Here is a 21,292-nt window from a genome sequence, read left to right as displayed (position 1 = left end):
AATTCAGTGAATTTTCTCACCCTTTAGGGCGGGGAAAAGGAAAATTCACGACGATACATTTGTTATTGCCACATTATAGGAAATCGCCCGCTGAGAGGGGGTGGTTTGGGAGGGTTGATTTAAAATATAGCTAAACACCCCTCTTGAGCTACGCTCGGTATTTTCAGTAAAATATATTTTACTTCAATAATCCTCAAGGGGAGAATTATTTCATCTTAGATTTCAAAGCCTTATAACGATCTACTACTATTTCCGACCTCCCGTCGCCTTCAGCTTTAGCGGTGGGACAAGAAAAAAGCTCCGAAATTTCTTCCGGAGCATTTGCTGTTTCATGTTTGAAGTGTTAAAAATCAAACTCGTCTGGTACTTCTTCTATGTCTTCGGGTTTGCCTTCTTCTTTCCATTTTTCGCAATCGGTTTCAATGGTAAGTTTCGAAGGTTTTTTAAATTTACCTTTTGAGATGTCTAAATCTTTGTTTTTGTAGCAATCTTGCATGTACATAGCCCATACAGGGAGCGCCATGGTAGCACCTTGTCCGTAGGCTGTTGAAGCAAAGTGCACCGAGCGATCTTCACCACCCACCCAAACTCCTGTGACCAAATTAGGCACCATGCCCATAAACCATCCATCACTGTTATTTTGTGTGGTTCCTGTTTTACCAGCAATCGGGTTATCAAATTGATACGGATATCCTGTGACTGCTTTTTTATAAGCACCACTAGTACGACCTCTATGGCGCAACCTAGAACCCGAACCTGACTTTGTAACACCTTGCATCAGGTTTACAGTTACATAAGCCGTTTCGCTGCTCATCACGTCTTTGGTTTCTGGGGTATGTTGGTATAAAATAGTTCCATTTTTGTCTTCAATTCTGGTAATTAAAGTAGGTTTTACATAGACCCCTTCATTAGCAAAGGTACTGTAGGCTCCAACCATTTCATATAAAGACAAGTCTGGTGTTCCTAAAGCAAGTGATGGCACTGGAACAATGTCTTTGGTGTCTATGCCCATTTTATCTGCTAAGGTAATCACTGGTTCTGGTCCAACACGATCTATCAATCTAGCCGTAACAGTGTTTACAGAATTTGCCAAGGCATTGGTTAAAGACAACATTCCGCCATACTTTCCACTGGCATTTTTTGGGCACCAATCTTTGGTATTTCCTCGCTTTCCAGCAGGGATGCAATAAGGCGTATTAGGTAAGGTATCACATGGAGACATGTGCATCTGGTCTATTGCGGTGGCATATACAAAAGGCTTAAAGGTAGAACCTATTTGTCGTTTTCCGGTCGTTACCATATCGTACTTGAAATGCTTATAGTCTATACCTCCTACATAGGCTCTCACCTCTCCGGTTTGAGGGTCCATAGACATCATTGATCCTTGTAAGTAATTCTTGTAATAGCGAATAGAATCTCTTGGTGTCATGAGCGTATCAATATCGCCTTTCCATGAAAAAATGCGCATCTTACGTTTTTCGTCAAAGCTTTTTAGGATTTCTTTTTCGCTCTTCCCTTCTTCGCTCATGGCTCTCCAACGCTCACTTCTACGGATAGAGTTATTGATAATTTTCTCAATTTCCTCTGTAGTAACATCTCTAAAGGGTGCAATTTTATTTTTCTTGTTTTGCTTATCAAACTCTTCTTGCAAGTTTGCCATGTGTTTTTGCATCGCATTCTCTGCGTATCCCTGCATTCTTGAATCGATGGTCGTATACACTTTAAGCCCATCTCTATAAATATTAAAATTGGTCCCATCACTCTTTGGGTTGTTCTTGGTCCAATCTCCCATAAAAGCACGAGCGTATTCTCTAAAATAGGTTGCCAATCCTTCTACATGTCCTTGCGGGGTGTATTTAAAATCTAAAGGCAGTGCTTGCAAACTATCTTTTACTTCTTCGGTGATAAAATCGTATTTCTCCATTTGAGAAAGCACTACATTTCTCCTGTTTTTTACTCCTTCAGGGTTTCTTAGTGGGTTGTAAAGCGATGAATTTTTAAACATCCCTACCAACATGGCAGATTCTGAAATAGATAAATCTCTAGGTGGTTTGTCAAAGTAGATATTACTTGCCGATTCTATCCCAATGGCTTGATTTAGGAAATCATACTCATTAAAATACATGGTAATAATTTCGTCTTTGGTATAACGACGCTCTAGACGGGTTGCAATAATCCATTCTTTTACTTTTTGAATACCACGTTGAAATTTGTTCTTTGATGCTTGGTCTGTAAACAATTGCTTGGCTAATTGCTGCGAAATGGTACTCGCTCCACCTTTGCTTCCAAGAAAAACAGCAGCACGCAAGGTTCCTCTAATATCGATTCCACTATGCTCGTAAAAACGAATGTCTTCGGTTGCTAATAAGGCATTTACAAGATGTTGTGGTAATTCTTCATACTGAACAGGAGTTCTGTTTTCTTTGTAAAATTTACCAATCACCTTACCATCGGTAGAGATTATTTCTGTTGCTAAGTTTTTTTCTGGATTTTCGAGGCTAGTTTCATCTGGAAGGCTTCCAAAGACTCCAAAAGAGGCTAATAAAAACAGTAAGGTCACAGTTACAATGCCGCTACCTAATAAAAGCCAAAATAGTTTCACGACACTAAACTTTCGTTTGGTCTTCTTTTTTGTGGTGGTTTTCTTTTGAGCCATAATATGCTACTTTTTGGTGTTTTGTTTGAAATACGTTTGCAAGATCAAACAAATCGTTACACCCTGGGTGTTAAAAATAGTATTCGTTTCTAGGCAGTTAGTATCTGTTTGTTTTTCTGAAATATTAGTGATCCACTAACATTTCCGAAGTACTACTCCCCTAAAGGTGCTACCATTGTATTTCGAGAAACCTAGTTCACTTCTTCGATACTGTACCCCACATCTGTGATGCCTTCAAGACTGCTAACGCCTTGGGCCTCGCCATTATTGCGAACCGCGTGGGTAATATGAAGTGTGTAGGTTCCCTCTTCTTTAAAATTAAACGTTTCTTTGTAATACAACTTACTTTCTTTAATGCTTCCTATACCAGTGCCCAACCATGTTCCGTCAGGTCTTGCCATTTTATATTCTAGCGTATCCACCACGGTTTTACCATGCGGATATTGTAATGAAACAATTAAAAACAGATTGCTAAACGGGTAGTCATTGTTATTTCGTACCGTTATAAATGTATTATATGGCTGTATGCTATCCAAGACCGGAAGCTCAAAAGAAACAGGCTCATTTACCTGCCAACGAGCTCCTTTTATGGTTGCCGTGTCTCCAGCAATAGGACTATCGCCACAGGCTACAAAAAGCAGGGTTGTGAGGAGTACAAAAAAATAGCGATGCATTACTTTTTTGGATTATTTGGTTTGGATCGGTTATTACGGTTTTTGTTTCTATTTCTTGAGTTGGGTTTATTGCCACCCGCTGTATTCTTAGGACCCGATTGCTTTTTGTTTCTCTGTCCACCTTGCTTTGGCTTGTTTTGACCTGCTCCAGCTGCAACCGGTTTACGTTTATTACGTCTCTTTTTGTTTCTTCTTTGTCCGCCACCTTTTGGTTTGTCAAATCGTGTGAGGCTGTCTTGTCCAACAACATTGCTAAACAATTCGGTATCCTCAATCTTGGTCTCCACTTTATAGTCTTCAAGATTGGCAACGGTGTTTCCTTTTTTATTGACCGCAATAATTTCATTAACGCGTTCTAGGGTTAATTCATGCCAATTCATGGCTTCTTTTTCGTAGGCAAACCACAACAGCCCTTTAAAAATATCTGTTTTTTGACAAACCGCAGTCCCTTTGTCTGTTTTAAGTTTTACATCACTTTTTGGGAAATTAGACAAGGCGTCTAAATACGTGTCTAACTCATAATTTAAACAACACTTCAATTTTCCACACTGACCTGCCAGTTTTTGAGGATTCAAAGACAATTGTTGGTAGCGAGCCGCAGAGGTATTTACAGACCTAAAATCGGTAAGCCATGTAGAGCAACATAATTCTCTACCACAAGAACCAATACCACCAAGGCGGGCAGCTTCTTGTCTAAACCCAACTTGTTTCATCTCGATACGAGAATTAAAGGTGCGGGCAAATTCTTTGATAAGCTCTCTAAAATCGACGCGTTCTTCTGCAGTGTAGTAAAAAATCACTTTAGATGCATCGCCTTGAAACTCTACATCACTAATTTTCATTTTTAGCCCCAATCGAATGGCGATCTCGCGCGATTTTTTCTGTACATCGGCTTCTTTATCACGTACTTTTTGCCAAATATCGATGTCTTTTTGGGTGGCTTTTCGGTATATTTTTGGAAGTTTGGTAGCGTCTGGATTTTCTTTTTTCTTTTTCATTTGCACGCGTACCAACTCACCTGTGAGGGTCACCATACCAATATCGTGGCCCGATTCTGCTTGTGTAGCAACGGTGTCACCAATACTTAAAGAAAGATTTTCGCTATCTTGATAAAAATGCTTGCGTCCATTTTTAAAACGAACTTCCACTCCGGTATAAGGAGTCATATTTGCAGGAAGCGACATATTTGAAAGCCAATCAAACACCGTTAATTTGTTGCAACCATCGGTTCCGCAAGTGCCATTATTCTTGCAGCCTTTTGGTTGTCCGTCGGCGCCAGAGGCACAGCTAGTACAGCCCATATTTTTATATATATAAATGGAGATTCTATAAGGTGCGCAGTGCTATACTTCAAACTTCGTTATTCCATCGGTAGGGTTCGACTGCGCTCAACCAGACATTTTTACTTGGTAAAATGTCAAAAATCTCTCGAATAAATGAAACACTATTGTTTACTCTGTAAAGGTATTAATATTTAAGCAAAAGAAATGGGTTAAAATTGAAAACCTAACAACTCCCCTCTCAGCGGGAGAGGTCCCGAAGCTTCGGGAAGGGGTGAGGGATCTTCTCTACTTCTTAAACTGCAGTTTCTCTGACCTTCCTTTTTTGAAAATTTTGTTGCTGGCATGTTTCCCTTTGCGAAGTGCTTTTTGTTCTTCATAAGGCAATTGAATAATGTCATGACATTCTTTACTACACGTATGCTCCATTTTTTCGGCACAGCTGTCGCATTGAATGAATAACAAGTGACATCCTTCATTGGCGCAGTTGATATGCGTATCACACGGATTTCCACATTGGTGACAATTAGCGATAACATCTTCGCTAATACGCTCGCTTCTTCTGTGATCAAACACAAAATTTTTACCTAAGAATTTATTTTCTAAACCTTGATCTTTCACCTGTCGGGTGTATTCAATAATACCTCCTTCTAGTTGAAATACATTTTTAAATCCTTTGTGTTTATAGTAGGCGCTGGCTTTTTCACAACGAATTCCGCCCGTACAATACATCACTAGTTTTTTGTCCTCTTTGTGATCTTTTAAGTCTTCTTCAATAATATCTAAAGAGTCTCTAAACGTATCTACATCTGGCGTAATGGCATTTTTAAAATGACCAATCTCACTTTCATAGTGATTACGCATGTCTACCAAAACCGTATCTGGATCTTCAATTAACTTATTAAATTTAGAAGCATCTACATGCACACCTTTGTTAGTCACATCAAAGGTTTCATCATTAAGTCCGTCGGCCACAATTTTGTGACGCACTTTTACCTTAAGTTTTAAAAACGATTTTAAGTCTTGTTCTACAGCAATGTTGAGTCTACAATCTTCAAGAAAGTAAATCCCATCTAAAAAACTTTTAAAGTCAGTGAATTTTTTAGCAGGCACCGATAGTTGTGCATTAATCCCTTCATGGGCAACGTAGATACGTCCCAATACCTCGAGGTCATCCCAAGCTACAAAAAGGTGGTTTCTAAAAAGTTCTGGATTGCCAATCTTGGCATATTGATAAAAAGAAAGCGTTAAACGGTCTTCTCCCGCTTCTTCCAATAAGGCAGCTCTCTCTTTTGCGCTTAGTGTATTGTACAGTTGCATGCTATACGAATGTTAAGGGTTAAAAAGAAAATTCTGATGCAAAAATACTAGATTTTATGGGCTTTGGTAAGATTTCTTCGGAAATATTAAACCATTTAACTACCTTTAAGTGTCAGCTACTTTATTTAAAACCAAAAAAGAATAGCCTTTCATAAAAATTGAACCCATTCGTAAACATCATGGTATGAAAAAAATAGTCTTACTTTCATTTTTTTTTATGAGTTTAGGAGTCAATGCCCAAGACCCACAACTTTTTGAGGATACTTGGTATTTACAAAAATTAACCATTGATACAGTAGATATAATACCGCCCAACAACATGCCAAAAATAACAGAACATGTTTTTGATGAGCTAGCCTCTGGTTTTATGACTGGTTATTGTGATGGCCTAGGTTGTGAGTTAATGTTTGATACAACAAATAATAGTTTCGACATTATAACAATAGTAGAATTAGGTATTGGTTGTAATGATCCAGACGATAGTACGTTCCACAGTATATACTACGATTATTTGCATGAGTTTATACAATTCAATCCATATTCCTATGAGATAACTAACAGCAACGGCATACAGTTTTTAGAAATAACAAACACTAATGGCAATAAAGCGCTTTACGCTAATCAATTGCTAAATACAACAGATCAGGATTTATTTTCTGTTTCTATATACCCAAACCCAGCAAGCGATGTATTAAAGGTATCATTAGCAAATATAGAACATGCCTCCATAACAATTTACAATATTCTAGGCACTAAAATCTTGGAAAAAACAACTACAGCCGCTACAAGTCAATTGAGTATTGAAACACTCAAATCTGGTGTGTATTTTGTAAACGTAATTACGAATGATGGTCAAAAACAAGTGTTAAAACTTATAAAAGAATAGTCTTAGGTTTCTATACTAAACAAAGCACCACCCAAAAAGTGGTGCTTTTTCATGAATTCGCAGCAAGGATTTCTTCGGAAATGTTAAACCATTTAACTACCTTTAAGTATCAGCTACTATATTTAAAACCAAAAAAGAATAGCCTTTCATAAAAATTGAACCCTATAGTAAACATCATAGTATGAAAAAAATAGTCTTACTTTCATTTTTATTTATAAGTTTAGGAGTCAATGCCCAAGACCCACAACTTTTTGAGGATACTTGGTATTTACAAAAATTAACAATTGATACAGTAGGAATAATACCGCCGCGTGAATCAAATACAGTAGAAGAGTCTACTTTTTCCATGAGTCCAGATCAATTTGACACAGGTTATTGTGATTATTATGGATGTTCAATCTCTTTCAATAACCCTGAAACCAGTTTTGATATAATAAACTTAGTCGCTCTTGGAGGTGATTGTAGCAGTAGTGGGAACGACCAAGTTTTTGACGGTATTTATTACAATTATTTTTTCAATAATGGCATCTTTTCTAACCCTTTTGTATATGAAATAACCAACAATAATGGTATTCGATATTTAGAATTTACAAATTTAAATGGTGACAACGCGTTATATGCGAATCAATTACTAACAATACCAGAAAAGGAGTTATTATCTATTGATTTGCATCCAAATCCTACTAATAACATACTTACTATATCACTTCTAAATGTTGATAGTGCAACTTTAGCTATGTATACCATACTTGGTAATAAAATAATAGAAACCAGAATGAACACTCCATCACAAAAAATAAATATTGAATCACTAACGTCAGGAATCTATTTAATACATGTCACTAGCGCCAATGGCAAAAAAAAAACACTCAAGTTTATAAAAGAATAATAGAATTAAACGATATAAAACAAAGCACCACCCAAAAAAGTGGTGCTTTTTCATGAATTCGCAGCAAGGAATTCTTCCAAAATTTGGAATATTTCCAAAATACTGTATCTTTGTCCAAGTTCATTACAAAAACAAGTTGTTCATAAACTTTGAAAAGTCAGCCGCTAATTTAATGTTGCTACTCTTTTTGAACCCTTATTTTTAACACCAAAATTTTATACCCTAAAAACCGCATCATGGCAGATACTAAAGAGAAAGAAGCAAAATTAAAAGCACTCAAACTTACCTTAGACAAACTTGACAAAACCTACGGAAAAGGAACGGTCATGAAAATGGGTGATAGGGCCATTGTAGAAGTAGATACTATTCCAACAGGATCTCTAGGGCTCGATGTTGCCTTAGGTGTTGGGGGCTATCCTAGAGGAAGGGTGATTGAAATATACGGACCAGAATCTTCTGGTAAAACAACCTTAACCATTCACGCCATTGCCGAAGCACAAAAAAAGGGAGGTATTGCTGCCTTTATTGATGCAGAACATGCTTTTGACAGATACTATGCAGAAAGCTTAGGAGTAGACGTAGAAAACCTCATCATTTCGCAACCCGATAATGGAGAACAAGCCTTAGAAATTGCAGACAACCTAATTCGTTCGGGTGCTATTGATATTATTGTTATTGACTCGGTGGCTGCCTTAACGCCTAAAAGTGAAATTGAAGGGGAAATGGGAGATAGCAAAATGGGATTACATGCGCGTTTAATGTCACAAGCACTTCGTAAGCTTACAGGATCTATTTCTAAAACCAATTGTACCGTGATTTTTATCAACCAATTGCGTGAAAAAATTGGGGTAATGTTTGGAAATCCAGAAACAACAACAGGTGGTAATGCCTTGAAGTTTTATGCTTCAGTACGTTTAGACATTCGTCGTTCTACACAAATTAAAGACACCAATAGTGCTGTAATGGGTAACAAAACCCGTGTGAAAGTGGTAAAAAATAAAGTAGCGCCTCCTTTTAAGACGGTTGAGTTTGATATCATGTACGGAAAAGGAATCTCAAAAGTAGGTGAGATTATCGATCTAGGTGTAGACTTTGAAATCATCAAAAAAGCAGGGTCATGGTTTAGTTATGATGACACCAAGCTCGGACAAGGTAGAGATGCTGTAAAAACATTATTACTAGACAATCCAGAATTGATGGAAGAGTTAGAAGTTAAAATAAAAGACTGTATTAAAGCATTAGCAGAAGCTTAAAGAGAAAATAGACCGCTTGCTTCTCCGCTAAAGCTTCAGCAACATGTGGCCGCTGATAGAAGATTGTTTAAATAACATATTTATAGTACTTCGGAAATTTTATACACCCTATAAAGTTTCCGAAGTTTTTTATTGCTATACTTCTAAAAACAGTCTTTTTAAAAACTGCTTAGGGCTACTGCATACTTTTTTAGTATCTTTTCATGCTTGTTTTAAATTCAAGTGTACCTCCTCTCACTTATTTCAAATTTAAAACGATAAACAGCCATATGAAAATGTGTTTTGCAACGTTATAGAAACGCATTTAGTATAGATAAAAATTAAAAAAACAACCACAACGCAACCCTATTCAAAACCAAGCATCTAATTGGTGTAGCTACCAATAATTTGTACGTATTGTTTACAACAATTGCTAACTAACCAAGGTATCTACATTTGACTTTAGACGAACTCATACAAGGCTGTAAAAGGAAGGATGCTAGAGCACAAGGAGAACTATACAAACGCTACAGTGGTGTTTTATTTTCTATTTGTTTGCGCTACTCTCCCAACCAAGCCGAAGCTGAGGATAATTTGCAAGATGCTTTTATTACCATTTTTAATAAAGCCGAGCAGTTTAAAGACAAAGGTTCTTTTGAAGGTTGGATAAAGCGAATTACTGTAAATACAGTGCTTCAAAAATATAGAAAGCAAAAAGTGTTTTCTATCGTAGATGAAGCACAAATTGAGGACACTGCAGATGATGACATCATCGACACTGGATTACCCCTCGATTATTTATTAAGTATCATTCAAGAATTACCAGATCGCTATAGATTGGTATTTACAATGTACGTTATGGATGGCTATTCGCACAAAGAGATTGGAGAACTGTTAGGTATTAGTGACGGTACCTCTAAATCTAACCTAGCAAGAGCAAGAGGGATATTAAAAACTAAAATCGACGCGTACACAAAAGAGCGCCAATAAAATAACACAACTCGCTATATAGCATAGCACCTATGGAACAAAAAAAGAACATAGATCAACTTTTTAAAGAGCGCTTCAGCAACCATGAAGTGACTCCTCCTCCGCATGTTTGGGAAAACATCCAAGCGCAGCTGCAGGAAAAGAAAAAAGATCGTGTGATTATTCCATTATGGTGGAAAGTGGGTGGCATTGCTGCGGCTTTAGCTTTGTTATTTACCTTGGGAACTACCCTATTCAATACTACTAACAACGGCATTGTTGAAGAAACTCCAGTGATTGAAAAAGACCTGGACACAACTCCTGAAATTAAAAAAGACATCGAGTTGCACAGCAATGAAAATGCCTCTCAAGTAGCCGAAAGTACTTCTACGGAAATGTTAGAAAACACTACTCTTGAGGACAAAGAAAAAATAGACCCTGCTACTCAAAATACAACTGCAAGTACTATAAAAAACAAGGGCTCAAAAGCTAACAACACCACACAAACGGCTGTGGCTTCTGTTTCAAAAAGTAACAACACCAAAAACACCTCAACACAAGAAACCATAGCAGTTAATACTCCTAACAAAACATCGGTGGTTGAAAAAACAAATCCCGCTTTTAAAAACCCTAACGAAATTACCACAGTAAAAGAAGTCGTTGCTGCTAAAGAAGAAAACAATACTGAAACAAAGACAACAACAAACCCACAACTAAATGAGGATATTTTTGTTCCTACAAACAAAGAAGAAACAGCAGTTGCAAAAACGACAGAAGAAAAACCAACACAAGAAAAACAATCTATTTTTGACGCCATCGAGGCCCAAAAAGAACTAGAAGCTAAAGAAGCGGTTGCAAAAACAGATACTCCACAAAATCGTTGGGAAATTGCTCCTAATATCGCCCCTGTATATTACAGTTCATTAAGTGAGGGTTCTTCTATAGATCCTAGCTTTGCAGACAATACACAAAGTAGTGATGTAAACATAAGCTATGGTATTGGTGTTAGTTATGCGCTAAATGACAAATTAAAAATTCGCTCTGGTGTAAATAATGTAAACCTTAGCTATAGTACAGGTGGATTAGAGTTGGGTGATGGTCCAATATCTGCTGCTTTACAAAGTATCGACTATGATAGGTCTGGAAGTGTTGTTGTGGCACAAGACCGTGGTACTTTTGCAATGCAAGCTGGCGATGGTATTTTTGGAGAAATCACACCAAAATCTGCAGGTAACGAAGCCTTTATCAATCAAAATATAAGTTATTACGAAGTGCCACTAGAATTAAGTTATGCGCTTGTAAATAAAAAATTTGGTATCGATGTTATTGGAGGAGTGAGCACCTTATTTCTAGGGAATAATGAAGTGTCGGTAACGGCAGGAAATTTTAATGAAACACTGGGCGCAGCCAATAATTTATCTGGCCTAAGTTTTGCCACGAATGTAGGGCTTGGAATGCACTATAAACTATCAAAGAAGTTTAAGTTTAATATTGAACCTATGTTTAAGTACCAGCTCAATCCATACACAGATAGTGCTGTAGATTTCCAACCTTTTTACGTTGGCGTCTATACTGGATTAAGTTTTAAGTTTTAGGTAGATACCAGGAAACCTCACAGGTAAATGGCATCAATTTAATTGGAATGTTTGGATTTCATAGCCCAAACAATAGGACTCAAAAACCATCTTGTCGCCATAAGATGGTTTTTTTGTGTTTAGTTCAAAAATTCTTTAGCTACTTCAAGCGCGATACGCACCTCAATAGGACCGTCTGCATAACTCGCAATTTCGTATGGATTGTAGTGTAGCACAATACTGTCGTTTACAAAGCCAACACTCTCAGGCACATAAAAAGTATCATTTTCAAACCAAAAACGATCTGCGTTAATGTTTTCTTCTTCGGAAATATGATGTGCCTTTCTAAACGTTTGTTCAGCCAAGCTTGTAAATCCTTCCATATCTTTAAAAAGACGGGGTCTAGGGATGCGCTTTCCTGTATCCATATCAAAATTTCCATAGGCTACGGTTCCATATCCATGAGCACCTCCTACATATTTATATTGCGTCATTTCTAAACTCAGTAGCGATGCACTTCTATGACTTTCGGCTACGGAAATTTCAGCAAAATAAGCAGCCGCTAAATCTGGAAACTCTGCGTGATCTCTCCAGTAATCTTCAATAAAACCAGTAGCAGCAGCTTCTATGGTTGTTGCCGTAGATTCTTGATCTGGATCGTCTAAGTCTAAAGACATGATAATAAACTTTTTAATGGCTGCATTTAAGCTCTCTTCTCGTTCTTTGTTGGAAGGATATTTAATATAATCTACATGAATTTCTGGACACTCCGCCGTGGCACAATTAGGTAAATCTGCTTGCGTAAAAACTGCTTGTGCAGGTTGTGAAAGTTCGTTGGTACAACCCATCAACACAAATACCAATAAAAAAAAGTAGTAATAAGAGTTCCTCATAGCACAAAACTACGACAGTTTTTCTAAACCGAAAGGAAAGCCCTATTTTTAAAACAGAAAGAATAGCTATGAAATTCAACACCAAAACCATTCACGGCGGACAAGAAAACACAGACCCAGCATTTGGATCGGTCATGCCTCCTATTTACCAGACAACTACGTACAAACAAAGCTCGCCTGGAGCCCATAAAGGCTTTCAATACTCACGTACTGGAAACCCCACAAGAGCTGCCTTAGAACGCAACCTTGCAAGCATCGAAAATGGAAACTACGGCCTCGCTTTTGGAAGCGGATTAGCCGCCATCGATGCCGTCATGAAATTGCTACAACCCGGAGATGAAGTAATCTCTACTAATGATTTATATGGGGGTAGTTATCGCCTGTTCACCAATATCTTTAAAGGTTTTGGCGTCAAGTTTCATTTTATCAGCATGGAAAACGCTGCCAATATTGAGAATTATATTTCAGAAAACACAAAACTCATCTGGATAGAAACGCCTACCAATCCTATGATGAACATCATAGACATTAAAGCTGCGGCAGCCATTGCAAAAAAACACAAGGTATTATTGGGAGTAGACAACACCTTTGCAACTCCTTATTTGCAGCAACCTTTAGATTTAGGAGCCGACATTGTCATGCACTCTGCAACCAAATATTTAGGAGGTCATAGTGATGTTGTAATGGGAGCGCTAGTCGTTAAAGAAGAAGCACTTGCAAAACGACTCTACTTTATCCAGAATGCCAGCGGTGCTATTTGTGGACCCAACGATAGTTTCTTAGTCTTACGAGGCATTAAAACGCTTCATTTACGTGTACAGCGTCATTGTGAAAACGGGAAAGCCATTGCAAACTACTTAGCGTCCCATCCAAAAATTGAAAGAGTGTATTGGCCTGGTTTTGAAGACCACCCAAATCATGCGGTAGCCAAAGCACAAATGCGCGATTTTGGAGGCATGATTTCTTTTGTCACCAAAGGGAATAATTATGATGATGCGATCAACATCGTAGAAAATCTCAAGATTTTTAGCCTTGCTGAAAGTTTAGGAGGTGTAGAAAGTTTAGCCGGACATCCTGCTTCTATGACACACGCAAGCATTCCTAAAGAAGACCGTGAAAAAACAGGGATTGTCGATGCACTTATTAGACTCTCTGTGGGCATCGAAGATATTGGCGATTTAATTGCAGATTTGGAGCAGGCGATTGGGTAAATTGTCTGGTTGAGCGCAGTCGAAACCTATTTGAAATATCTAAAAGGAAAGTTCTCATCCCGAAGCTTCAGGAGTCGAAGGGCTTTTTAAAAACTATAGAATATTAGTTCTCGACTGCGCTCGAACAGACAAACAATCGGGATACAAAAAATGCTATTTCTTATAAAAATGCATCTCATCCAAATACTCCCATACATGTTGGGGTAACATGGGGCGCACGTTTTTTCCTTCCTTGATTCCTTTTCTAATAAAGGTCGATGAAAGTTCCATAATGGGTGCAGGCACTTTGGTGATTTTTGGGTGACCGTCAAATTGGGTTTCTATGCTTCCCGAACTAATTCTAGGATACACAAACAATTGATAGCGCTCTAAAATAACCTCGTAATTTTTCCACTTATGGAAGCTTTTTAGATTGTCTTCTCCCATAATGAGGCAAAAATCCTTGTCCGGATATTTCTCTTCCAACACTGCTAAGGTATGTACTGTATAATTTGGTTGTGGCAAATCGAACTCAATGGTACTCGATTTTATGTTTGGGTAGTCCTCTAGCGCGACATTCACCATCATTAAACGATGGTGGTTATCTAACAAGGTACTCTTTTTCTTGTGCGGATTGTGCGGTGTAACGACCATCCAAACCTCATCCAAATCACTGTATTCTACCATGTAATTTGCAATGGTAAGATGTCCTACATGAATGGGGTTAAACGTACCAAAATAGAGTCCTATTTTTTTATTTTTCATAGTTACGAGACTTCGACAAGCTCAGCCTGACAGGGTTTATTCTTCTTCTGAAATACTATGGGGGTTGTCTAATGTTGCTGCATTTACCAAAGGTTTTGCAATATGATCTGCTACCAATTGTTCTGCTTCTACTAAAGCATGTTCTAAATTGTCATTTAAAATAATATGATCAAACCTAGGAGCCGTTGCCATCTCAACTGATGCTTTGGCAATACGCATGTTTATTTTTTCTTCGCTTTCGGTTTTGCGCTTTTTTAATCGAATTTTTAGCTCTTCTACACTAGGTGGTTTTACAAACACAGCTAAAGTGCGCTCAGGGAATTTCCGCTTAATTCGCAGACCTCCTACTACATCAATATCAAAAATAACATTCTTACCCATGGCCCAAATGCGTTCGATCTCGCTATTTAAGGTGCCGTAAAAATTATCTCTGTAGACCTCTTCCCATTCCAGAAAATCGTCTGCTTTCATGTGTTTTTTGAAATCTGCTAGACTCAAAAAATAATAATCCTTACCATGCTGCTCTTCTCCGCGGGGATCTCTAGAAGTTGCCGAAACAGAAAATTCTAAATTAAGCGTTTCTTGTTCTAGTAGATGTCGAACAATGGTTGTTTTTCCACTTCCAGAAGGAGCAGAAAATACTATCAATTTTCCTCCTGTAGCCATATTACAATACGTTTAATGCTTGTTCTTTAATTTTTTCAAGCTCATCCTTCATTTGAACCACCAATTGTTGCATGGGGGCAAAATTACTTTTACTGCCAATGGTATTGATTTCGCGACCAATTTCTTGGGTAATAAAACCTAGTTTTTTTCCATTACTGTCGGCACTATGAATGGCCTCTTTAAAGTAGTTTAGGTGATTCTCTAAACGCACTTTTTCTTCAGTAATGTCGTATTTTTCTAGGTAGTAGATCAACTCTTGTTCAAATCGGTTTTCGTCTACTTTTTCTTTTAAGTCGTTTACGGCATTGCGTAAGCGTTCTTTTACATTGGCAATGCGCTGGTTGTCAATGGTTAGCACTTCTTCCAAACGTTCACCTATGGTTTTAATACGTTGTAAGAAATCGGCTTTCAATACCTCACCTTCATCGGTTCTGTAGGTGTTTATTTCTACTAATGCAGTTTTTACCGCTTTTAAAATTTCAGCAAACTCATCTTCATTAATTTCTTCGCGCTCTGTCTTTAAGGCATCAGGCATTTTAATAGCCATTTTTAACAACTCTGTAGCATCTCCATCCACCACCTGAGACAATTGCTGCATGTATTGCTTTACAACGGTTTCATTCAATTTAGTGGATGTTTCCTCTCCAGTAGATTCTACAAATAGGTTAAAATCTACTTTTCCGCGCGTCAATCCCGAAGCTAATAACTTACGAATGCTTAATTCTTTTTCTCTATACGCCGAAGGCACGCGTGTATTTAAATCTAGGCTTTTGCTGTTGAGCGACTTGATTTCTACGGTAATTTTTTTGGTCGGCAGTTGTATTACGTGCTTGCCGTAGCCTGTCATGGATTGAATCATGCGTTGGTGGTATTGTTATAAAAAATGAAATGCAAAGGTACACAAATCATCCATGCTATGGATTGTAGATTAAGAACGCGGATTGCCTGCGGCGTCAAAACTTTTCTTTAAATAAGACTCGGTACCGTATATTAGGTATAACAAAAGCAAAGTGTTGCCAATAATAGTAATAAGTACATTGTATTGCGGAAAAAGAAAATAAGACGCAACTGGTAATAAAAAACTATACAAGCAAATGCGCACAAATAAATTTGAAGCGTACCTATTTGCAGCGTCCCAAACCGTCTGGTTTTTCATAGACCGATTGGTTCTATACCCGTATAAATGATTGATTTTTTTGGGCGGAAATTTTTGTAGTAACAAACCAAGCGCTAACATAAACCCGCAATAGCCAAGTGCGAAGTACAATTGATGTTGGTCTGGAATTTCTAAGCTTGTCATCTTCCCGAAGTTAAAAAATCGACTACTCGTTTTTCAGAATAGTAGTTTGAATTTGTGATATGAAAGCCAACGTGGCCTCCCGTTTTTGGTACTTCAAGATACATGTTTTTATGATTTTTAGCAACATCAAACGGAAAGCAAGGTGTTGCTAAGAAGCTATCATTTGCAGCGTTTAACAACAATACTGGTGTCGTTATATTAGGTAAAAATTGAAGTGCGCTGCTTTTTTCATAATAATCTGCTGCATCTTTAAATCCATGAGCAGGTGCTGTATACACATTATCAAAATCTAATAATGTTTTGATGCTGTCCAATTTTTCTTGCGTCATAAAATCTGGGAACAACTTCATTTTACGCTTGTATTTTGCACGCAAATCTTTTAAAAAGGTAAGTGTATACGGTAGGTTTTCCTTTCGCATCAAACATTCTAAAGAAGATTGCAAATGAACCGGCGCAGAAACCGCAACACCCGCCGTAATTTTGTTTGAAATTGTAGGGTGTTCTCCTAAGTATTTTAGCAATAAGTTCCCACCCAAACTAAAACCCACCAATACAATTTCCTGATAAGAATGCTGGGTATCTATGTGCTTGATTAATTCGGCAAGATCATTGGTGCGGCCGCTATTATAGGATAAATACAAGCGATTTTCTTCGCCGCTACAACCACGGTGGTTCATGGCTGCCACATCCCAACCGTTTTCTACCAATTGTTTGGCATGCCCTTTCATGTAAACACGCTGCGCATCTCCTTCTAGACCGTGTAATAAAATAGCTACACGTGTTGCTTGTTTTTGTTGTGCCACCGCTAAAGCTGAAGGCGACACGCGGTCGGAAATATGATAACTCCAATCTACATCTATAAAATCTCCATCGGATAATTCGAGACGTTTTCGAAATTGTGCTAGCCTAGGAATAGGACGCAGTTTCGCCGAATAAATAGTAGCAAAATGACCATTTTTAAACAATCCTTTGGCTTGATACGGTGATGAAATTATGGGCATAAATAAGGGTCCTAACGAGGGGTTTTTGAAGGGATTAAAACTACTAAACTTTTAAGACATGGGTGTATCGAGCATCTCAAATAAAAAAGGAATTTTGATAATTAGATACCAATCGGTATCTTTGTGCATGCGAAATGCCGAAATCACCAAAGAAATTATCTTAAAAGAAAGCGCCAATCTCTTTAACACACAGGGATACAAGGCTACTTCTATTAGCGATATTACCAAGGCCACTGGGCTAACTAAAGGTGCCATCTACAGACATTTTGAGAATAAAGATGACTTAGAACGACAAGCCTTACAAAGCCTAAGCAAGCGTATGTTTACCGAATTGGGAGGTAAAATACAGCAAGCTGCAACCTTCCAATTAAAGATGGAAGCTACCTTTACTTTTTTTGAAACCTATATGGAAACCCCGCTATACAAAGGAGGTTGCCCGCTCTTAAATGCTGCGGTTGAAACCGACGATACCAATACCATCCTCCGCAAACAGGTGCACACCATGCTTACGCAGTTAAAAGCATCTTTACATAAAATTATTAGTAATGGTATTAAAAATAAGCAGGTGATAGCGACTACTGACCCAACTTTTTACAGCACCATTTTTATTGCCACCCTAGAAGGGGGTATCATGATGAGCAAATTAGAACAAAACAAAGAGGCTATTGCGGCTACTATTGAGCACTTGAGGTCTTTGGTGAATAATATTTCAGAATAATAAAAAAAATTAAACCATAAGATACCAATTGGTATCCTAACATATGAAACAGTTTATTATAAAATCTATTGGCGCCTTTATCAATACAACGGCACTCGTGGCGCCCAAATGGAGCACCAATTATGCCTTTAATTTGTTATGCACAGTGCGTCGCGCTGGCATTTCGGAAAAAGGAAAAGCCTTTTTTGAAAAAGCAACGCAGCATACGCTCAACGTAGATAAAACAGAATTCATCTTACACCAATGGGGCAACGGACCTAAAAAAATTCTGTTCTTGCACGGTTGGGAGAGCAATAGCCAACGTTGGTTACCCTATTACAATATGCTTGAAAAAGAGCAATACACAGTGTACGCCTTAGATGCGCCAGGACACGGCATGTCGAAAGGAAAATTATTAAATATCGAGATCTTTAGACAAGCCATTGAAGCGGCTATTGCTCATATTGGTGAAGTAGATACTGTTATTGGACATTCGTTAAGTAATACAGCGATGAGTTATTCGTACTTAATGGATGCTCAAAAACCTATTAAGAAGTTTATTGTAATGGGAGCGGCTTCTGGTATGGATGCTGTTTTTGTGTATTTTCAATCACTGCTTGGGTTGTCAAAAAAATCCATGAAAAACTTAAGTGTAAAAGTAAATACGGTATTAAAAATTCCGCATGAAGACGTGAAACTAAACCATTTCTTAGATAAAGTTAGCCAACCTGTATTGGTGATTCATGATGAAAAAGATGCCATTACTCCTTTTGCGCCTATTAAAAAAGCTTTAGAAGCAAATCCAAACATACACTCTTACATCACAACAGGTCTAAAACATGATTTAAAAGGAGACGATGTATACAAACGTGTATTAGCCTTTATAGATGCTTCCTAAAACCGTAATTTTGTAAAAAAAGAAACCATGTATTTAAAAGAATTTGAAGTCCGTTGGAACGATATCGATGCCAACAGGCATTTAGCAAATAGTGCTTATATTAATTATATGAGCCATACCCGACTGAGCTTTATGCTAGAAAACGGGTTTGGACAAGCCAACATGGTAGCCAACAATATTGGTCCGGTGGTTTTTTATGAGCACATGTTTTATTTTAAAGAGGTCTTTCCTGGAAAGCCCATCCAAGTAAGTTTGCAACTAAAAGGAATAAGTGAAGACGGCATGTATTTCTCATTTCAACACAATTTCTATGACCACAAAGGGAGAAACATTGCCCGTTGTGAAATGATGGGTGGTTGGATTGATCTTGCCACAAGAAAATTAAGAGGCTTGCCAGATGAGCTATTCAAGAGTTTGAACAAACTAGATAGAACAAACGATTTTTATACCATCAACAAAGAGCACACCAGAAGACATGGTGAGGTGCCGGTTGATTTGAACTAAAAATTTCATGCTGAGCCTGTTGAAGCACATTTTTTAATGGATAGAACATCCAACTCAAAATAAATATTGAAAAGGGCTTCGACAGGCTCCAGCTAACAAAAGAGCGTTTTTACTGCTCGTTATTATAGAAAAATTGTTCTTTAACAATCTTCCCGTTTTTAACTTCATAGACTCCTAGCTCACTCATAGTAGAGCGTTGGCCGCTTGGTTTGTGAGTGATGTCCATTTCGTGGCGTACCGAGAACCAATTGTCTGCAACGGTTGGAGCACTTGTTTTGGCGCTGTGGACTTCAAAGTTTTCTTTCCACCATTCGCCTTTCTTGGCAATTTCTTCCATGCCACGTGCTATTTGGTTGTCACTTCCTTCCATTTCGATACTTACAATGTCTGGGCTGTATAATTGCTCATAACATTTTGCTTCTTCACCAGCGTTACACCAAGCTACTAAATTGTTTGCGATTTCTTCTGTGTTCATCGTGAGGTTGTTTTATATTAAAAAATTAGGACCCCTAAGATACATATAATTCAGAAGTTTTACCACAAGTAAGTGAATGTCAATTAGGAAAACTACCTAACACAGCTTTAGTTTTTAAACTTTCCGAAGAAAAACATTAAAACAACCTTAGTCCACTTACTGTGGTTTTTTCTTTCGCGTTGCCAAATACACCCCTAAAAAGATGAGTGATGCGGCAATAACTCGCAAAGTAGTGACAGTGTCTGACCCCATAATAACAGCAAAAATAGTTGCTATGAGCGGTTGTAAATACATAAACACGCCTATCACCGAGGGGCTTAACTGTTTTAAGGCATAAATGTTAAACAAGTAGGTAAGCACCGTGGTACCTACCACTACAAAAACAAGTTGCCAAATAGTTACCATATCAAGATCTAGCCAGTCTACTCGTGCAAATTCCTGAAATCCAATAGGAAGGTTCATGACTACCGCATACAAGAAGAAAAACTTCATGAGGGTAATAGAGCTATACTTTGCCGTGAGGGGTTTCACAATAATGAGATACACCGAATAGGAAGCAGCATTGATTAAAAACAACATATTTCCTAATGGGATATTGGGTGCATTGGCTTGTGTTTTTACACCAAATAATATCAATGCTAAAGCACCCGCTAGACCAAGTCCAATTCCTAATGCTTTAACTAGCGTGATCCGTTCTTTTAAAAATATAGCTGAAAGGATCAATAATAACACAGGCGCAATGGTGATGACAACACTACTGTTGATAGGTGTCGATAAACTAAGGCCTTTAAAAAACATCGTCATATTCAATACCATTCCAAAAAAGGCACAGGCGAGCATACGAAACCAATCTTTTCGGTCTATTTTTTCATTTTGGTAAAAGAAACCAATGATCCAAAAAATAAGCGCCGCACCACTTACTCTAAGAAGTATAAACCCATAGGGTTCTATAATATTGGGCATCAACCCTTTTGCAATGGTATGGTTTACACCGTAGATAAAACTAGCCGCAAAAGCCGCTATGATGGCAAGGATTCTTGGATTCATAAATTAAGACAACGATGCTTTAGCTTCTGCAACTACTTTTTTGCTATTACCAATAAAGATTTGGGCGTTGTTTATAATCACAGGGCGTTTTAAAAAGGTATAGTGTTCTAGAATAAAGCTTTTGAAGTCTTCTTCTGTAAGAATTTCATCTTTTAAGCCTCTCTCTTTGTATAGTTTTGCGCGCTTACTAAAGAGTGCCTCATAGCTGCCAGAAAGTCCTCTAAGCGCTTCTATTTGCTTTACAGTGATCTCCTCTGTTTTAATCTCTTGTCGTTCAAAAGAAGCGGGCAAATCTAACTCTTCGATAATTCTTTTACAGGTATCGCAGGTGGCTAAATAGTATATTTTTTGCATGTGATTTCGTTCTTAAAAACTG

22 protein-coding genes are annotated in these 21,292 nt (G+C 37.8%); 9 read left to right on the top strand and 13 right to left on the bottom strand.

Features of this window, described 5'->3' with window-relative positions; genetic code table 11:
* Positions 1-343: 343 nt before the first annotated feature.
* From ACY2RS_RS05740 to trhO, 4 genes are all read right to left on the bottom strand, one after another.
* Entirely contained in the window at positions 344-2,656 is a 2,313-nt protein-coding gene (locus ACY2RS_RS05740; protein ID WP_490097666.1) for a penicillin-binding protein 1A, read from the bottom strand.
* Between the two features lie 191 nt (positions 2,657-2,847).
* Entirely contained in the window at positions 2,848-3,330 is a 483-nt protein-coding gene (locus ACY2RS_RS05735) for a gliding motility lipoprotein GldH (protein ID WP_490097665.1), read from the bottom strand.
* Positions 3,330-4,631 carry a PSP1 domain-containing protein gene (locus tag ACY2RS_RS05730; protein ID WP_490097664.1) on the bottom strand — a complete coding sequence of 434 codons (1,302 nt, stop codon included), beginning with the start codon at positions 4,629-4,631 and terminating at the stop codon, positions 3,330-3,332. The genes ACY2RS_RS05735 and ACY2RS_RS05730 overlap by 1 nt, the downstream gene beginning before the upstream one ends.
* Positions 4,632-4,898: 267 nt before the next feature.
* A complete protein-coding gene (trhO, locus tag ACY2RS_RS05725) occupies positions 4,899-5,930 on the bottom strand; it encodes an oxygen-dependent tRNA uridine(34) hydroxylase TrhO (RefSeq protein ID WP_490097663.1) in 1,032 nt (343 codons plus the stop codon).
* A 184-nt stretch (positions 5,931-6,114) separates the two neighbouring features.
* Here trhO and ACY2RS_RS05720 point away from each other — a divergent pair, with 184 nt between their 5' ends.
* The 5 genes from ACY2RS_RS05720 (at position 6,115) to ACY2RS_RS05700 (ending at position 11,501) form a co-directional block, all read left to right on the top strand.
* The gene (locus ACY2RS_RS05720; protein WP_490097662.1) at positions 6,115-6,816 is read left to right on the top strand and encodes a T9SS type A sorting domain-containing protein; all 702 of its coding nucleotides are present in this window, start codon (positions 6,115-6,117) and stop codon (positions 6,814-6,816) included.
* 181 nt (positions 6,817-6,997) lie between these two features.
* Complete coding sequence (locus tag ACY2RS_RS05715) at positions 6,998-7,705, top strand: T9SS type A sorting domain-containing protein (RefSeq protein WP_490097661.1); 708 nt, start codon at positions 6,998-7,000, stop codon at positions 7,703-7,705.
* 236 nt (positions 7,706-7,941) lie between these two features.
* Positions 7,942-8,958, top strand: a complete 1,017-nt coding sequence (gene recA, locus ACY2RS_RS05710) for a recombinase RecA (protein WP_490097660.1) — start codon at positions 7,942-7,944, stop codon at positions 8,956-8,958.
* Between the two features lie 435 nt (positions 8,959-9,393).
* A complete protein-coding gene (locus ACY2RS_RS05705) occupies positions 9,394-9,927 on the top strand; it encodes an RNA polymerase sigma factor (protein ID WP_490097659.1) in 534 nt (177 codons plus the stop codon).
* A 32-nt stretch (positions 9,928-9,959) separates the two neighbouring features.
* Entirely contained in the window at positions 9,960-11,501 is a 1,542-nt protein-coding gene (locus ACY2RS_RS05700) for a hypothetical protein (RefSeq protein WP_490097658.1), read from the top strand.
* A gap of 119 nt (positions 11,502-11,620) precedes the next feature.
* Here the strand turns inward: ACY2RS_RS05700 and ACY2RS_RS05695 are convergent, their stop codons facing one another.
* Positions 11,621-12,373 carry a DUF3298 and DUF4163 domain-containing protein gene (locus ACY2RS_RS05695; RefSeq protein ID WP_490097657.1) on the bottom strand — a complete coding sequence of 251 codons (753 nt, stop codon included), beginning with the start codon at positions 12,371-12,373 and terminating at the stop codon, positions 11,621-11,623.
* A gap of 68 nt (positions 12,374-12,441) precedes the next feature.
* On the opposite strand from ACY2RS_RS05695, the gene ACY2RS_RS05690 reads away from it, so the two are divergent.
* Positions 12,442-13,584, top strand: coding sequence for a trans-sulfuration enzyme family protein (locus ACY2RS_RS05690; protein WP_490097656.1), 1,143 nt, complete (start codon positions 12,442-12,444; stop codon positions 13,582-13,584).
* Between the two features lie 153 nt (positions 13,585-13,737).
* On the opposite strand, the gene nadD is transcribed toward ACY2RS_RS05690, so the two are convergent.
* The 5 genes from nadD to ACY2RS_RS05665 form a co-directional block, all read right to left on the bottom strand.
* Positions 13,738-14,328, bottom strand: coding sequence for a nicotinate (nicotinamide) nucleotide adenylyltransferase (gene nadD, locus ACY2RS_RS05685; RefSeq protein ID WP_490097655.1), 591 nt, complete (start codon positions 14,326-14,328; stop codon positions 13,738-13,740).
* Between the two features lie 36 nt (positions 14,329-14,364).
* Positions 14,365-14,994, bottom strand: a complete 630-nt coding sequence (gene gmk, locus ACY2RS_RS05680) for a guanylate kinase (RefSeq protein ID WP_490097654.1) — start codon at positions 14,992-14,994, stop codon at positions 14,365-14,367.
* A 1-nt stretch (position 14,995) separates the two neighbouring features.
* The gene (locus tag ACY2RS_RS05675) at positions 14,996-15,853 is read right to left on the bottom strand and encodes a YicC/YloC family endoribonuclease (RefSeq protein WP_490097653.1); all 858 of its coding nucleotides are present in this window, start codon (positions 15,851-15,853) and stop codon (positions 14,996-14,998) included.
* Between the two features lie 69 nt (positions 15,854-15,922).
* Positions 15,923-16,294 carry an SdpI family protein gene (locus ACY2RS_RS05670; RefSeq protein ID WP_490097652.1) on the bottom strand — a complete coding sequence of 124 codons (372 nt, stop codon included), beginning with the start codon at positions 16,292-16,294 and terminating at the stop codon, positions 15,923-15,925.
* Positions 16,291-17,295: a YheT family hydrolase gene (locus ACY2RS_RS05665; RefSeq protein ID WP_490097651.1), complete on the bottom strand. Its 1,005-nt coding sequence runs from the start codon at positions 17,293-17,295 to the stop codon at positions 16,291-16,293. Before ACY2RS_RS05665 ends, ACY2RS_RS05670 begins: the two co-directional genes overlap by 4 nt.
* 94 nt (positions 17,296-17,389) lie before the next feature.
* Here ACY2RS_RS05665 and ACY2RS_RS05660 point away from each other — a divergent pair, with 94 nt between their 5' ends.
* The 3 genes from ACY2RS_RS05660 to ACY2RS_RS05650 are packed head-to-tail and all read left to right on the top strand — an operon-like array spanning position 17,390 to position 19,394.
* Entirely contained in the window at positions 17,390-18,013 is a 624-nt protein-coding gene (locus ACY2RS_RS05660; protein ID WP_490097650.1) for a TetR/AcrR family transcriptional regulator, read from the top strand.
* A 43-nt stretch (positions 18,014-18,056) separates the two neighbouring features.
* A complete protein-coding gene (locus ACY2RS_RS05655) occupies positions 18,057-18,890 on the top strand; it encodes an alpha/beta hydrolase (RefSeq protein WP_490097649.1) in 834 nt (277 codons plus the stop codon).
* 27 nt (positions 18,891-18,917) lie between these two features.
* Positions 18,918-19,394 (top strand): acyl-CoA thioesterase, encoded by a 477-nt coding sequence (locus ACY2RS_RS05650; RefSeq protein WP_490097648.1) that lies wholly within the window; start codon positions 18,918-18,920, stop codon positions 19,392-19,394.
* A gap of 109 nt (positions 19,395-19,503) precedes the next feature.
* Here ACY2RS_RS05650 and ACY2RS_RS05645 read toward each other — a convergent pair whose 3' ends face one another.
* The 3 genes from ACY2RS_RS05645 to ACY2RS_RS05635 form a co-directional block, all read right to left on the bottom strand.
* Entirely contained in the window at positions 19,504-19,869 is a 366-nt protein-coding gene (locus ACY2RS_RS05645) for a SnoaL-like domain-containing protein (RefSeq protein WP_490097647.1), read from the bottom strand.
* Positions 19,870-20,025: 156 nt separating this feature from the next.
* Positions 20,026-20,916 carry a DMT family transporter gene (locus ACY2RS_RS05640; RefSeq protein ID WP_490097646.1) on the bottom strand — a complete coding sequence of 297 codons (891 nt, stop codon included), beginning with the start codon at positions 20,914-20,916 and terminating at the stop codon, positions 20,026-20,028.
* Between the two features lie 3 nt (positions 20,917-20,919).
* Positions 20,920-21,270 (bottom strand): arsenate reductase family protein, encoded by a 351-nt coding sequence (locus tag ACY2RS_RS05635; protein WP_490097645.1) that lies wholly within the window; start codon positions 21,268-21,270, stop codon positions 20,920-20,922.
* Between the last annotated feature and the right edge of the window lie 22 nt (positions 21,271-21,292).

The organism is Patiriisocius sp. 208BN25-11, assembly GCF_058147145.1.
This window is presented reverse-complemented; position numbering and strand designations above follow the sequence as displayed.